General features: G+C 34.4%; 13 protein-coding genes. 10 read left to right on the forward strand and 3 right to left on the reverse strand.

Features of this window, described 5'->3' with window-relative positions; genetic code table 11:
• Positions 1-5: 5 nt before the first annotated feature.
• On the reverse strand, positions 6-1910 hold the full coding sequence (rho, locus tag BXU01_RS09290; protein WP_083692914.1) for a transcription termination factor Rho: 1905 nt from the start codon (positions 1908-1910) through the stop codon (positions 6-8).
• A 183-nt stretch (positions 1911-2093) separates the two neighbouring features.
• Here rho and BXU01_RS09295 point away from each other — a divergent pair, with 183 nt between their 5' ends.
• The 3 genes from BXU01_RS09295 to BXU01_RS09305 all read left to right on the forward strand — a co-directional run bounded on the left by BXU01_RS09295 (position 2094) and on the right by BXU01_RS09305 (position 4308).
• Positions 2094-2507: a DUF4293 domain-containing protein gene (locus BXU01_RS09295; RefSeq protein WP_083692915.1), complete on the forward strand. Its 414-nt coding sequence runs from the start codon at positions 2094-2096 to the stop codon at positions 2505-2507.
• A gap of 166 nt (positions 2508-2673) precedes the next feature.
• A complete protein-coding gene (locus BXU01_RS09300) occupies positions 2674-3336 on the forward strand; it encodes a response regulator transcription factor (RefSeq protein WP_083692916.1) in 663 nt (220 codons plus the stop codon).
• Between the two features lie 45 nt (positions 3337-3381).
• On the forward strand, positions 3382-4308 hold the full coding sequence (locus BXU01_RS09305; RefSeq protein ID WP_083692917.1) for a sensor histidine kinase: 927 nt from the start codon (positions 3382-3384) through the stop codon (positions 4306-4308).
• A gap of 6 nt (positions 4309-4314) precedes the next feature.
• Here BXU01_RS09305 and BXU01_RS09310 read toward each other — a convergent pair whose 3' ends face one another.
• Positions 4315-4809: a metallophosphoesterase gene (locus BXU01_RS09310; protein ID WP_083692918.1), complete on the reverse strand. Its 495-nt coding sequence runs from the start codon at positions 4807-4809 to the stop codon at positions 4315-4317.
• Between the two features lie 229 nt (positions 4810-5038).
• Positions 5039-6952, reverse strand: coding sequence for an SPFH domain-containing protein (locus BXU01_RS09315; protein WP_083692919.1), 1914 nt, complete (start codon positions 6950-6952; stop codon positions 5039-5041).
• A 528-nt stretch (positions 6953-7480) separates the two neighbouring features.
• On the opposite strand from BXU01_RS09315, the gene truA reads away from it, so the two are divergent.
• The 7 genes from truA to BXU01_RS09350 all read left to right on the forward strand — a co-directional run bounded on the left by truA (position 7481) and on the right by BXU01_RS09350 (position 14853).
• The gene (gene truA / locus BXU01_RS09320; RefSeq protein WP_083692920.1) at positions 7481-8221 is read left to right on the forward strand and encodes a tRNA pseudouridine(38-40) synthase TruA; all 741 of its coding nucleotides are present in this window, start codon (positions 7481-7483) and stop codon (positions 8219-8221) included.
• Positions 8222-8370: 149 nt separating this feature from the next.
• The gene (locus BXU01_RS09325) at positions 8371-10125 is read left to right on the forward strand and encodes an ABC transporter ATP-binding protein (RefSeq protein ID WP_083692921.1); all 1755 of its coding nucleotides are present in this window, start codon (positions 8371-8373) and stop codon (positions 10123-10125) included.
• 142 nt (positions 10126-10267) lie between these two features.
• Positions 10268-10852: an NUMOD4 domain-containing protein gene (locus BXU01_RS09330; RefSeq protein WP_083692922.1), complete on the forward strand. Its 585-nt coding sequence runs from the start codon at positions 10268-10270 to the stop codon at positions 10850-10852.
• Positions 10853-11118: 266 nt separating this feature from the next.
• Positions 11119-12507: a dihydrolipoyl dehydrogenase gene (lpdA, locus tag BXU01_RS09335; protein WP_017496030.1), complete on the forward strand. Its 1389-nt coding sequence runs from the start codon at positions 11119-11121 to the stop codon at positions 12505-12507.
• A gap of 219 nt (positions 12508-12726) precedes the next feature.
• Positions 12727-13476, forward strand: coding sequence for a DUF2314 domain-containing protein (locus BXU01_RS09340; RefSeq protein WP_083692923.1), 750 nt, complete (start codon positions 12727-12729; stop codon positions 13474-13476).
• A 272-nt stretch (positions 13477-13748) separates the two neighbouring features.
• Positions 13749-13883 (forward strand): SymE family type I addiction module toxin, encoded by a 135-nt coding sequence (locus BXU01_RS09345; RefSeq protein WP_255373732.1) that lies wholly within the window; start codon positions 13749-13751, stop codon positions 13881-13883.
• A 70-nt stretch (positions 13884-13953) separates the two neighbouring features.
• Positions 13954-14853 (forward strand): arginase family protein, encoded by a 900-nt coding sequence (locus BXU01_RS09350; RefSeq protein WP_083692925.1) that lies wholly within the window; start codon positions 13954-13956, stop codon positions 14851-14853.
• Positions 14854-14889 lie beyond the last annotated feature (36 nt).

Here is a 14889-nt window from a genome sequence, read left to right on the forward strand (position 1 = left end):
TTCCTCTAGTCATTCATAGAGATCAAAAACTCTTCGTTATTTCTTGTTTTCTTGAAACGATCATTTACAAAATCCATAGATTCTACAGGGTTCATATCTGATAGATATTTACGCATGATCCACATTCTTTGTAATGTTTTCTCGTCTAATAATAAATCATCACGACGTGTACTTGAAGACGTAAGATCGATTGCAGGGAAAATACGTTTGTTGGCAATTTTACGATCCAGTTGAAGCTCCATATTACCGGTTCCTTTAAATTCTTCAAAGATCACCTCGTCCATTTTAGAACCTGTTTCAGTAAGTGCAGTTGCGATGATACTTAACGAACCGCCATTTTCTACATTTCTGGCAGCTCCAAAGAAACGTTTTGGTTTTTGTAATGCATTTGCATCAACACCACCACTTAAAACTTTTCCGGATGCTGGCTGAACAGTATTATAAGCTCTTGCCAAACGTGTAATCGAGTCTAAAAGAATTACAACATCATGACCACATTCTACCAAACGTTTTGCTTTTTCAAGAACGATGTTAGCAATTTTCACGTGTTCTTGCGGCTCTCTGTCAAAAGTAGAAGCAATTACTTCTCCACGCACACTACGCTGCATATCTGTAACCTCTTCAGGGCGCTCATCTATCAAAAGAACAATAAGGTAAACTTCAGGGTGATTTGCTGCTATCGCATTTGCAATGTCTTTTAATAACATTGTTTTACCTGTTTTAGGTTGTGCGACAATCATACCACGTTGTCCTTTACCAATTGGCGAAAATAAATCGATAATACGGGTTGAAACAGAACTGCCTTTTTCGGCTAATTTAAATTTTTCAGAAGGGAAAACAGGTGTCAGGTGTTCAAAAGAAACTCTGTCGCGAACCACTTGCGGATCGTGACCATTGATTTTAAGTACACGAACTAAAGGAAAAAATTTCTCGCCTTCTTTAGGAGGACGAACCACCCCTTTTACAGTATCTCCGGTTTTAAGACCAAATAATCTGATTTGTGAAGTTGATAAATAAATATCATCCGGAGAAGCTAAATAATTATAATCTGATGAACGTAAAAAACCATAACCGTCCGGCATCATTTCAAGAACACCTTCACTTTCGATAATTCCGTCAAACTCAAAGTCTGAATCTCTGAAATTATTTTTCTTGTTTTTATGATTTGGATTTTGATTCCCATTATTGCCATTTCCGTTACCATTTGCATTTGGATTAGCGTTTGGATTAGAATTTGGATTTGGATTTTGGTTTGGGTTCGGGTTTTGATTTGGATTCTGGTTTGGGTTCTTATTTTGGTTCGGATTAACCTTTTTAACCGCAACGGGTGCTTCTGTTTTTTCAGCAGTTAAAGGTTCTGCTACAGCTTCGCCTTCCGGAGTTACTTCCTTTGTGGCTTCTTTTTCTTTTTGCAAAGCGACTTTTTTCTCGTAAGCTGATTTATTAAATTTTACGATTTTTGGTCCTTTTTTTTCTGGCACAGTATCCTCAGCTATTTCCTGAACTTCAGGATTTTCCTGCTCTGCAACTATCTTTTCTTCCGGAGCTTGTTTAACTACAGGAGCTTGTTTCGTTTTAGGAGCTATTTTTGCTACTGGGGTTTTTACAACTGCCGGAGTTTCTATTTTTTCTGGAGTTTCCTCTACTTTATCAAATTCTAATACTGGAGCATTTTTGCTAATAGGCGCTTTTTTTACAGGAACAATCCTTGCTCTTTTCGGCTTATCATCAACTTTTTCAGTTTCAGTTACAGCACTAGCAGGTGGTGCTACAGTTGTTTCCTGATGTGCTAAAATCTGGCTGATTAAAGCCTCTTTTTTGACACCGGTAAACTTTATAGTTTTAGCTAACTTAGCTATTTCTTGAAGCTCAGAAAGCTTCATTTCTTTTAATGCAGAAATATCAAACATGAATGTTCTATGAATTTAATTATTTTAACGGAAATACTGTAAAAAGAATAGGTAGATAATTGTTTTCGATTGACCGCAGTATGAAGTGCTTACGGTATTATGATGCAATAATACGAATAAAATTTAATCATACAATAGTATTTTAAAAAAAGAAAATATATTTTTGTAAAACAATTTTACATCATGATACAACGAATTCAAACTGTATATTTAATTCTTACCTTTTTAATTACGGGAGTATTATTATTTTTTATTCCGCTTTGGACATTAAATAATGGTAAAACATTTTATTTTATGCAAGATCAGTTTTACACAATCTTGCTTGGATTAAGTACTATGCTTACTATTATAAGTATCATTTCATACAAGAAAAGACAAAATCAGTTTGTAATGGGCAGACTGAACATAATATTAAATTTAATTTTATTAGGATTGTTTGTATATCGTTCTCTAAATTTATCTGGAGAAACACTAGCTGTTTCAGAGAAAGGTATTGGGATGTTTCTACCAATTGTTGCTATCGTATTATTAGTTTTAGCTAATAAGGCCATCAAAAAGGATGAAGATCTCGTAAAATCTGTAGATCGTTTGAGATAAACCTATAAACTTAAGTTTTTTGTGCGAAGAGAACCCGAATTTTATAATTCGGGTTTTTTTGTATCTCCTGTTTTCAAAATTATCTTATAGGATTTAAAACAAAGACTAAAACAACTTTGTAAGATATTTTTTTCATAAATTTGCTTTTTTAAGTTCCAAAAAAATCATGAAACAAAAAATAAGGATACATCTAGCTGATGATCATCAAGTACTTATCGATGGCCTTACTAATCTACTTCAAACCGTAAACAACTTTGAGGTTGTAGGCAGTTCACTAGACGGAACTACTGTTTATGATGATGTCATTCTGGACAAAGCCGATATTTTGATCCTGGATATAAGCATGCCTAAAAAAGATGGAATTGAAACGCTAAAAGAATTCAGTCAGAAACAGTTTCCCTGTAAAGTGATTATTTTATCCAGCTATGATGATCTAAAACTTATAAAGGAAGTGATGAAATTAGGCGCCAGAGGTTATCTCACAAAAAAATGTGCCGGTGAAAACATTATTGAGGCTATTGAAGCTGTTTATCAGGACCAGGAATATTTTTGTGATGCAGTCAGAGAAAAAATCTTTAATAGATTCACTCACAATAATCCTAAATTAAACAGGGATCTCTATGTTATGAATCCGGTTTTAAGTGCCCGAGAAATCGAAATTACTATATTGATTTCACTCGAATACAGCAGCAAAGAAATAAGCGAGGAACTTTTTATAAGCATGAATACAGTTGAAACCCATCGAAAAAACATCATGAAAAAACTACAGATTAAAAGCACTATTGGTCTTGTAAAATATGCATTGAAAAACAATTTAATAAATTCTTAACCACATTCAAAAAAATCAAATCTATTTCGTAATTCACAATTGGTTATGACTTTAATCAGAGTTTTTATAGCATTTATTTTCTTTACTTCCATAGGCGGAAATACCGTATTTGGTCAGCAAAAATTGTCCTTGAACACGAATGAATTAAGTATAGTAACTCAGGAAAATTTAAAGAAAATAACTGATGCCAAAATTCAAAAATTTGAGCAATTACGCAATAAAAAAATAGTCAGCCTGTCTATTGTTATTATAATCATACTTTGTTTTTTATTCTATTTCTTTTACCAGAACAACAAACTAAAACAAAAAATCAAACGAAAGGATACCAAGCAAAAGATATTACTTAATATTATTAATGCCGGAATTGACAGTAATGAAATCGAACGCAAAAAAATCGCCTCATTCTTACACGACAATATCAATTCGTTATTGTCTTCTGTTGGTTTGCATTTAAACACTTTTACTGCACAAAATAATATAAAATCTGAAGAAATCCAGAAAGCAAAAGCAATTCTACAAGAAGCGCATGATCTTTTACGAGATATTTCACATGACCTGATTCCAGCACTTTTGGTTCGTTTTGGTTTAATTTTTGCGTTGGAAGATTTATGTGAAAAAAACTCAAATTCCAGTATTAATTTTGAGTTTTCAAGTAAAATCCCAACAGATAAAAGGTATACCGAAAAATTTGAAATGAAAGTCTATTTTATTGTTTCAGAACTATTCAGCAACATTATAAAACATAGCTGCGCAAAAAAAGCCAGCATTTTACTAGAGGAAAAAGAAAACAAATTCAGCATTATCATAAATGATGACGGAAAAGGTTTTAAAACCGAAAAACTAAATGACTCCGAGGGTTTTGGTCTGAACCAAATCAGAGCCAGAATCAAAAAATACAAAGGAAGTCTGTCAATTGTTTCAAAGGCAAATGAAGGAACCTTGATTAAAATTAAAATTCCGCTTCCCCATTAGCCCGAACTACTTCTTGCCGATCTCGATAATTTCCAGATCTTTTATCTTATCATCATCAATTACAAACCTCAGCATGGTTCGCACCTGATGAAATCCACTTTTTCCTGCTGCACCGGGATTCATGTGCAATAAATTATTCTTTTTATCGAATATTACTTTTAAAATATGCGAATGCCCGCAAATAAATAATTTAGGCGGATTTAAAGCCATTTCTTCTCTAATTGCCGGATTGTATTTTCCCGGATAACCACCAATGTGAGTAATCCAGACAGAAACATTTTCGCATAAAAATCTGTTATGCAAAGGAAATTCTAACCTGGCTTGTGCATCATCTATATTCCCGTAAACGCAACGCAAAGGTTTTAGCTTTTTTATTGTATCCGTCACATTCAAATCACCAATATCTCCGGCATGCCAAACCTCATCGGCTTGATTAACATATTTTAAAATAGTATCATCAATATGACTGTGAGTATCGGAAAGGAGAAGGATTTTTTTCATTTTTTTTGAGGGGAAAAGATTCAAAGGCGCAAAGATACAAAGGTTTTCTTTAAAGATGCTAAGGTTCTAAGACACTAAGTTGCTAAGCTTTCAATTAAAAAAATCCGATTCGCTTACGCAAATCGGATTTGAAACTTTGCTTTAGACGCACTGCTGTGCATCTCTACGTTATAAGATGTATTTTACATCTCACATCTGATATTTCACATCTAACATTTTACAACAATTATTATTTCTTCGGATTTTTTACGTCTTTAGAATCTTTGGTATCCATCATTTCCATTAGTTTTAATCCTAATAAACCACTAATAGAACCATCAGAACCGCTATTTCCTGAAATCAATACGTCCGGAATTACTTTGATATTTCCTTTACCAATTTCCTCAGTTACTTTATATCTTGTAAAATTGTCTCCACCCATTGCTGTAACCTGAAGTTGATACGATTCTGCAGTTGATTTACCAATTGCCATGATTTTCTCTGCTTCGGCTAAACCGGTTTTTGAGATTCTTTCAGCTTCTGCACTTGCGTTCAGTTTTGTCGCTTCTGCCTGCGCTCCTGCTCTCGCTTTTGTGGCTTCGGCTTCGGCATTTGCGCGCATTTTTGTTGCTTCTGCTTCAGCGTTTACATTCAGTTTTAAACTGGTTGCATCTCCTTCTGCTTTTTTAACCGTTGCATCTGCGGTACGTTGTGCGATTTCGACACTTTGCGAAGCACGAACGATCTCTTTTTGCATATCTGCAATCGCGGTTTCTTTCTCCATTCCCTGACGCTGTTCTTGCGCCATTCTTTGGGTTTGATACGTTTTTTGTTCCTCTTCTGCCAGTTTTCTGTCCGTTAAGGTTTTCATCAATGAATCTGGCGGAACGATATCCCCAATCAAAGTATCAACAGCGTTTACATTATATTCGTCAAGTACTAATTTTATATGGTTTTTAGCTGATTCCTGACGTTCTTTTCTTGTACTTAAAAAAGAAATAACATCGCTGTCCTGCGCCGAGTTTCTAAAATAATTACCAATTGTAGGCTCTAAAACCTGAGAAACCAGATTGTTCATACTTCCAAAACGCGCAATTACTTTTGGTGCTTCGTTTGCCGGAACGTGAATAATTTGTGCCACATCAAGATTAAATGGAAAACCATCTTTTGAACGCACCGTAATTGTAGAAAGATTTTTATCTAAATCATGTGATTCACTTCTGGCATTTGCCCAGTTTAGCACTAAGTTAGTTGTTGGAACCGGCTCTAATTTTGTCGTGTATTTATTCAATGCATATTTTCCTGGTCCAAAAGGCTCCATCCAGACACCACGTTGTCCTTTAGAAACAATATTTCCATGTTTGAAAGTATCTCCGGTAACATCTTGCCCATCTTCGCCAATATACGAAATCACGACGCCAACATATCCAATAGGCACATCTGTCATTGGGTTTTGTTCAATTAAAATTCCCCAAGTATTAATGTAGTACGAACCTGCTAACATTACCTGAGGCTGTAATCCACGGTTTCCGCCTTTGTCCAGAAATTTATCAAAATCCTGAAAGTTATTATGGCCTTCAACAAATTTACCCGCAATTTGTCCTTGCGGAATTGGTTCTCCGTCAAGAGCCGTTACGATCCCAATCATGTTCTCGTAGATTTTGATTTGATCTGCAATTACAATTTCGAACAAGAACGTATTTATACGATACGAACCTGTTGTGATAAAAGCAGTCTGACGTCCTTTTTGTCCGCCATTGTTTAAGAAAAAAGTAGCATCCTGAAAGTTATCACTGTCTACTTTTCTGGCCAGGATTCGTCCGGTTGGAATTTCCTGTCCGTCCTTACTTAAAACCAATCCAATTTTACCTTCCGGTATAACTGTAAATCCCGTCATATCTATCGAATATTGCCAGATCCACATTCCCCAGTATAAACCCGGGGCAAGCGTTTTTGCCTGATATCCTGCTTCTCCTTTTGTCGCAATAATACGACCATCAGGAAGCGATTTATCCGCTCCAAACAAAACGAATTTCTTGGTCACTAAACCAATTTTATCTTCCGGAACCATTACCATTCCGAAGAATACACGTAAAATAAATTTGTAAAAAATAATGGAGAATAAGATTAAAATTATCCACCAATAAGAAGTAATTTCATTCATAATTTTTGGTTATATTAGATTACAAACATAGTAGAAATATTTCCTATTAAAATGAAATAATTTTAAAATTAACTATTGTCAATTTTTTCAAAATAATGTTAAAAAAAGCCTTTGATTAAATCGTTGGAATTGTCAATTTCTGACACGATTTTTTGCTGTGTAAACTATGATTGGTATTTTTGGTTTTAACAGTTTTTAGAAACGTTCTGAGGTTCATAGATGCAAAGGTTCAAAGGTTTTTATATTTGATTTTTAAAAATACAGCAATAAAAAAAATAAACATTTTTCTGAGAAAAGATTTCCGCAACGTTTATCGTAGAGACGCACTGCAGTGCGTCTAACTCAATGTTAAATATCCAGTTAAATACGCCATATACCTTTACATCATCTGTTATGTAAGATGCACAGCAGTGCATCTCTACAATAGTGTCATGTAAAAAACCTTTGAACCTTTGCATCTATGAGCCTTTGAACCTATAAAGAAAAAATCTTTGTACCTTTGCCACTCAGAACCTTTGAACCTTCACTTTGAGATATTTTATTCAATTCGCTTATAACGGAACCCATTATCACGGTTGGCAATTTCAGCCCAATGCCTCATCTGTTCAGGAGACTTTAAACAAAGCTCTTTCGGTTTTATTAAATTCGCCTATTAATGCAATGGGTGCCGGAAGAACTGACACTGGTGTGCATGCACGGGAAATGTACGCACATTTTGATTTTGACACTTTAATCGATATTCCGGTTTTAATACATAAACTCAACTCGTATTTACCAAAAGATATTGCGGTTTTTGATATTATATTGGTTCACGATGATGCGCATTGCAGATTTGACGCCACTAAAAGAACCTATGAATACCATATCAATACTGTTAAAAATCCGTTTTTGCAGGAATTGAGTTGGTATTTTAATCAAAAATTAGACGTAGATTTGATGAATGAAGCGGCAAAAATCTTACTGAATCATACGGATTTTCAATGTTTTTCGAAGGTAAATACAGATGTAAATACTTTTGATTGCACGGTTTTTGAAGCGTATTGGAAAATAGAAAACAACAACCTGATTTTTACTATTTCGGCAAACAGGTTTTTGCGAAATATGGTTCGTTCTATTGTGGGAACTTTGGTGAATATTGGTTTACATAAAATTTCCCTAAGTGATTTCGAAAATATTATTGCCAGTAAAAGTCGGGAAAAAGCCGGATTTTCGGTTCCGGCACACGGTTTATATTTAACCGAAATAAAATACAATTACATCATAAAATAGCCCTGATTGCAGTGAAAAGCTTTTTTGAAAAAAATGTAGTTTTTGTGATTTTTATGGAGCGACCAACGGAAGCTTTATAAAAATAATACAAAAACATATTTTTGAGAAAAACTTGTAACGAAAAGCAGGAATAGCTCCAGAAAACAAAAATGAAAGCAAAAGCATTTGATACCGGATTATTTAAACGAATTTTAAAATATACCAAACCTTATAAATGGCGCTATTACGGCGTTATCATTTTTGCTGTTTCGCTGTCAATTTTTGCAGCACTTCGTCCCTATTTATTAAAACAAACGGTCGACGGCTATATCAAGACGCATGATAAGCAAGGTTTGTTGATGTATATTATTTTAATGGGTGTGGTTCTTTTATTTGAAGTTTTCTCTCAGTTTTATTTTGTGTATTGGGCAAACTGGCTGGGTCAGGATATTGTAAAAGATATCAGGACAAAACTTTTTAAGCACATTTTGAGTTTTAGAATGAAGTATTTCGATTTGGTTCCGGTGGGACAATTGGTTACCAGATCAGTTTCTGACATTGAATCGATTGCACGTATTTTTAGTCAGGGTTTGTTCATGATTATCAGTGACCTGATGAAAATGTTGGTCGTTTTGATTTTTATGTTTTACATGAACTGGAAACTCACCTGGATTGTGGTGGTTGCAATGCCGATTTTGGTTTTTATTACCCGAATTTTTCAGCGTAAAATGCAAGTAGCTTTTGAGGAGGTTCGAACTCAAATTGCCAACATGAACTCGTTTGTACAGGAACGTGTTACCGGAATGAAAATCGTACAGCTTTTTAACCGTGAAAAAATCGAAGCCGAAAATTTCAAGGTAATTAATGATAAACACAGAGTAGCGTGGATTAAAACGATTTTATACAACTCGATATTCTTCCCGATTGCTGATATTATTTCGTCGATTACTCTAGGATTGGTAGTGGTTTATGGTGGATTTAAAATCCTTAACGGCGATCATTTCACCACTTTTGGAGATTTATTTTCGTACACCATGTTTATTGGGATGTTGTTTAACCCATTGCGTCAGATTGCGGATAAATTCAACGAGATGCAATTAGGAATGATTGCTGCCAATCGTGTTTTTGATATTATAGATACTCAGGATCATATTCAGGACACCGGAACTCTTGAAGCGCCTGTTTTTGATGGAAGCATTGAATTTAAGGACGTTCGTTTTAGCTACATTCCGGAAGAGGAAGTTATTAAAGGTATTGATCTTTCTGTAGCTTCCGGTCAAACTATTGCAATTGTAGGTTCTACGGGAGCAGGAAAATCAACTATAATAAATTTACTGAATCGTTTTTATGAAATAAACAGCGGAACTATTTTTATTGATGGTCACAACATCGAAAATTATACGCTGGCATCGTTGCGAAAACAAATTGCAGTGGTTTTGCAGGATGTCTTTTTGTTTGCTGATACGATTTACAACAACATTACTTTGCATAATCCTGAAATTACGCGTGAGCAAGTTTTAAATGCTGCCAAAAAAATTGGTGTACATGAGTTTATCATGAGTTTGCCGGATAATTATGATTTTGATGTTAAGGAACGCGGTGTGATGCTTTCGTCAGGACAAAGACAATTGATCGCCTTTTTACGTTCATACGTGAGTAATCCTAGTATTTTGATTTTAGATGAAGCTACATCATCAATTGACACTTATTCTGAAGAATTGATTCAGCGTGCAACGGAAACAATTACCAAAGGACGAACTTCTATCATTATTGCGCACAGATTGGCAACAATTGTAAACGCAGACAAAATTGTAGTAATGGATAAAGGCCTGATTGTAGAGCAGGGAACGCATCAGGAATTACTGAATAAAGCCGACGGTTACTACAAAAACCTCTATGACTCCCAATTTTCGGTCGCTAACTAGATTTTTAAATGCTAAAAAATTTCTTAAAAAAGTTAAATTAGCGTTATAGGAATCATAAAACTGGTATTACATAGAAATTATGTAACAATAGTGCTTTTTGAATTAATTATATTTGAGAATCTATAATTAAATGTAAAAGAAAATGCCACAAAATAGATTTTATCCAAACGAACAATTTAAAGAAATAGAAATAAACGCATCATTACAACTTAGATATGCAATTTCAAATAAAGGTCGTCTAATTAGTTTTTCTGATGAAATACAAAACGGACGTCTTTTAAAAGGCGGTTTAAGCGATGGTTATCCAACTTTTAGATTTAAGGTTAAAAATGACGACAAAATTGTCAATAAATATCTCTTTTTATACAAATTAGTTGCCCAATATTTTATTCCGAAATCATCAGAAGATCAAACATATGTTTTGCATCTTGATTATAACCGAAGCAATGATGATGTAAATAACTTACGCTGGGCGACAAAAGCCGAAATGATGGCACACAGTCGTAAAAGTCCACGTGTGATTCAGGCTAAAAAGAACCTGATTGAACACAACCTAAAAGCCGACGGAAGAAAATTAACAACGACCAAAGTAATGTTAATCAAGAAAATCCTGGCTAGACCTGAACAAAAAACCCGCCTAAAAATGATCGCAAAACAATTTGGCGTAAGCGAAATGCAAATCAGACGTATTGCCAGCGGTGAAAACTGGGGACACGTTAAAGTTTAATTGTCTTTTTTTGTTAAATGATAAAGGTAAAATGTGAAATGTTTGAATATTAAATCAACATTTCACATTTTACCTTTTTTCTTTTTACATCTTAAACATTTATACAGCTCACATTTTTCACAATTTACCTTTTACTTTTTTACAACTTACTAGTTTTTTAAAATAAATCCTTAAATTCGCAATCACAAATAACAAAAGAATAAAATCGGAAAATGAGTTTCGGAATTAAACTTCGTTTTCGGTAATAAATACTAAAAACCAAAAAAATGAAATACGACGTTATTGTTTTAGGAAGTGGTCCTGGCGGATATGTAACAGCAATTAGAGCTTCACAATTGGGCTTTAAAGTAGCTGTAGTTGAAAAAGAAAACCTTGGTGGTGTATGTTTAAACTGGGGATGTATCCCAACAAAAGCATTATTAAAATCAGCTCAGGTTTTTGATTATTTAAAACACGCTTCTGATTACGGGTTGAAGGTTTCTGAATTCGATAAAGATTTTCCTGCAGTAGTACAACGCAGCCGTGGTGTTGCTGAAGGAATGAGCAAAGGAGTTCAGTTTTTGATGAAAAAAAACAAAATTGACGTTATTGAAGGTTTTGGAAAACTAAAACCAGGTAAAAAACTTGACGTTACTGATAAAGACAATAAAGTTACTGAATATAGCGCTGATCATATTATCATCGCAACCGGAGCTCGCTCTCGTGAGTTACCAAACTTACCACAAGATGGTGTAAAAGTAATAGGTTACAGACAAGCAATGACTTTACCAACACAACCAAAATCTATGATTATTGTAGGTTCTGGAGCTATTGGGGTTGAATTTGCTCATTTTTACAACTCAATGGGAACTGATGTTACTATTGTAGAATTTATGCCAAACGTTGTTCCTGTTGAAGACGAAGATATCTCAAAACAATTTGAGCGTTCTTTGAAAAAAGCCGGAATTAAAGTGATGACTAACTCATCTGTTGAGCGCATTGACACAACTGGTGCCGGAGTAAAAGCATTTGTTAAAACTGCAAAAGGTGAAGAAGTTCTTGAAGCTGACATCGTACTTTCGGCAGTTGGAATCAAAACTAACATTGAAAACATAGGTTTAGAAGAAGTTGGAATTGCTGTTGACAGAGATAAAATCTTAGTAAACGCTTACAACGCAACTAACATTCCAGGATATTATGCAATTGGAGACGTTACTCCGGGACAAGCATTGGCTCACGTAGCTTCTGCTGAAGGAATTAACTGTGTGGAGAAAATTGCCGGTTTACACGTAGACCCAATCGATTACGGAAACGTTCCTGGTTGTACATATGCAACTCCTGAAATCGCTTCTGTAGGTTTAACAGAGAAACAAGCTAAAGAAAAAGGATACGAATTAAAAATTGGTAAATTCCCATTCTCAGCTTCAGGAAAAGCGAAAGCTGCCGGAACTCCGGACGGATTCGTAAAAGTAATCTTTGATGCTAAATACGGAGAATGGTTAGGATGCCACATGATTGGTGCTGGTGTTACAGATATGATTGCTGAGGCAGTTGTAGCGCGTAAACTAGAAACTACAGGTCATGAAATCCTTAAATCTATTCACCCTCACCCAACAATGAGTGAGGCTGTTATGGAAGCTGTAGCTGATGCTTACGGCGAAGTAATTCACTTGTAAAAAAATATTGTATTGATGCTTTTGCGTCAATACGAGTTACATATTATTTTCAATTTAAAAAATCCGATTTGTGAAAGCAAGTCGGATTTTTTTTGAAAGCTCTTGAAAAATCAAGCTAAACAGCATAAAAAAATCTTAAAAATTGATCGATAACATTTTCATTTTGTAGCAAAAATTTTATATTTACCTAATATGAAATAATATTCTAAAATATCAGTAATGGAAAATACACCAATATTTTTTGCAGACGGAGAAAACCCAAAAATGATTGAAGCATTCAAAAAGGCACAAGAAACTTTTAAATATTTCTGGAGAGAATTATCCTGGGAATATCGCCGCATAGTTCCTGCCCTGGATGTTGCCTGCGTAAAATTAGCTTTTACCCAGGAAATAGATAATGAAACAGTAGTAGAACATATGTGGATAAACGAAATCAATTTTGATGGCGATAAAATAAAAGGCATATTAGTAAACGATCCTAATGAATTAACAAATGTCAGCAATGGCGAATATGTCGAAATTCCTGCAAATCAAATCAGCGACTGGCTATTTGTTACTCAGGATAAAACATATGGAGGTTTCACAATACACGCCATGCGATCAGAAATGAACGAAACCGAAAGAGAAGAACACGATGAAGCCTGGGGATTAAATTTTGGTGATTACAACGATATTCTGGTTGCATATGAGCAAAAAGAAAACCCGGAAAACCTGATCGAGCATCCAATGAGTAAAAACATGAACGAAAGTCTTCTGGAATTTATAAAAACCAATCCAGCCGAACTTACCTCTCAGGACGAATCAGGATATACTTTTTTACATCGAGAGGCAATTGCAGGAAACAGCACAACGGTAAAAATATTAATAGATGCCGGCGCAGATGTAAATGCAAAAACCCACAATAATAAAACTGCTTTAGATTTTGCAGAACAACTTAAATGGGAACATTTAATTCCAATCTTAAATTAAATTATTTAAAAACCGATTTGTGAGAGCAAGTCGGTTTTTTTATAATCCAATTATACTTTATTACAAAGTATTCTTTAAACTCATCAAAAAAACTGATTTGCAAACAAGTTTAAAAAAAAATTAACCTCGTCAACTTTTAATATGACAACTTTCTCAAAGAATTATATCACATTTGATTTCAATTCGAAACAAACTAAGAAGGCAATAATTAATTGACAATGATAAACTCAAGAAAAATAAAAATTCACACAAAGTCCAAATCTGGAGTGCATATGCCTACAAAAATTCCGGTGATAAGACTTGAAGGCAAATGGCTTAAAAAACTAGGTTTCAACGAGGGACAAATGATAAATGTAGCACAAGAAATAAACAGGCTCATAATTACTATTGACGATCAGGAGAAATGATCTTATTTTAATAATTCAACAAAAATTAAAGGCTATATTTTTATAACTTTATACCTAAATAAGTAAAGTCATGAAAGAAATATGCATTGTTGAATTTCCATCAAATTTGGGTCTAAAAGAACCTCAACCCGGAAAAGAACCAGGCGTAAAAAAATTGCCGGACTGGTTATGGAAACATAATTTGCATAAAGCAATTGATCCTAAAAATATTCTAAGACTTGATGCCCCAAAATATACCACTATCAAGGATCCGGAAACTAATATTCTCAACGCAAACACATTAGTAGATTATGCCAGAGAACAAGCTTATTTAATAAACAATTTACTTTCTCAAAATAAATTTCCGTTTGTACTTGGCGGAGATTGTAGCATATTATTAGGTACTGCAATTGCTTTAAAACAAAAAGGCAATTACGGATTATTTTATCTCGACGGCCATACTGATTTTATGGATGTTTCTTTGTCTGAAACTGGCGGAGTTGGCGGAATGGCCGCTTCGATCGTAACCGGAAAAGGACCTGAAAAACTAACCAATATTCTTAATCTGGCGCCTTATATAAAAGAAGAAAATCTTTGGTGCGCAGGAAATCGCGAATACGACGATGAATACGAAAATGAAATTCGCAATTCGGCTGCCACTTATATAAGTCTTTATGAATTACGAAAACAAGGCATTTCAAATTGCATTGAAGCTTTTCTTTCAGAAGTTAAAACTAAAAATCTTGATGGTTTCTGGCTTCATATCGATGTCGATGTTCTAAACAACTCCATAATGCCATGCGTAGACAGCCCAACTCCGGACGGACTTACTTATGAAGAATTCAATGAACTTACCTCCTCTTTATTTGAAAGTGATAAACTATGCGGACTCGAAATAACAATTCTCGATCCTGATCTTGACCCGACAGGTCAATACACAAAAGAATTTGTAGAGAATCTTACGAAGACCTTTAATAAGTTCAAAAGTTAGATTTTATTTAATATATAAAAAACTTTTTGTGGCAGT

It is taken from the genome of [Flexibacter] sp. ATCC 35103, assembly GCF_001975985.1.
Taxonomy (GTDB): Bacteria; Bacteroidota; Bacteroidia; order Flavobacteriales; family Flavobacteriaceae; genus Flavobacterium.

Excerpts from the sequence above, each read along its gene's own strand:
- rho (WP_083692914.1), bottom strand. The coding sequence starts at position 1,910 with ATGTTTGATATTTCTGCATTAAAAGAAATGAAGCTTTCTGAGCTTCAA.
- BXU01_RS09295 (WP_083692915.1), top strand. The coding sequence starts at position 2,094 with ATGATACAACGAATTCAAACTGTATATTTAATTCTTACCTTTTTAATT.
- BXU01_RS09300 (WP_083692916.1), top strand. The coding sequence starts at position 2,674 with ATGAAACAAAAAATAAGGATACATCTAGCTGATGATCATCAAGTACTT.
- BXU01_RS09305 (WP_083692917.1), top strand. The coding sequence starts at position 3,382 with ATGACTTTAATCAGAGTTTTTATAGCATTTATTTTCTTTACTTCCATA.
- BXU01_RS09310 (WP_083692918.1), bottom strand. The coding sequence starts at position 4,809 with ATGAAAAAAATCCTTCTCCTTTCCGATACTCACAGTCATATTGATGAT.
- BXU01_RS09315 (WP_083692919.1), bottom strand. The coding sequence starts at position 6,952 with ATGAATGAAATTACTTCTTATTGGTGGATAATTTTAATCTTATTCTCC.
- BXU01_RS09325 (WP_083692921.1), top strand. The coding sequence starts at position 8,371 with ATGAAAGCAAAAGCATTTGATACCGGATTATTTAAACGAATTTTAAAA.
- BXU01_RS09330 (WP_083692922.1), top strand. The coding sequence starts at position 10,268 with ATGCCACAAAATAGATTTTATCCAAACGAACAATTTAAAGAAATAGAA.
- lpdA (WP_017496030.1), top strand. The coding sequence starts at position 11,119 with ATGAAATACGACGTTATTGTTTTAGGAAGTGGTCCTGGCGGATATGTA.
- BXU01_RS09340 (WP_083692923.1), top strand. The coding sequence starts at position 12,727 with ATGGAAAATACACCAATATTTTTTGCAGACGGAGAAAACCCAAAAATG.
- BXU01_RS09345 (WP_255373732.1), top strand. The coding sequence starts at position 13,749 with ATGCCTACAAAAATTCCGGTGATAAGACTTGAAGGCAAATGGCTTAAA.
- BXU01_RS09350 (WP_083692925.1), top strand. The coding sequence starts at position 13,954 with ATGAAAGAAATATGCATTGTTGAATTTCCATCAAATTTGGGTCTAAAA.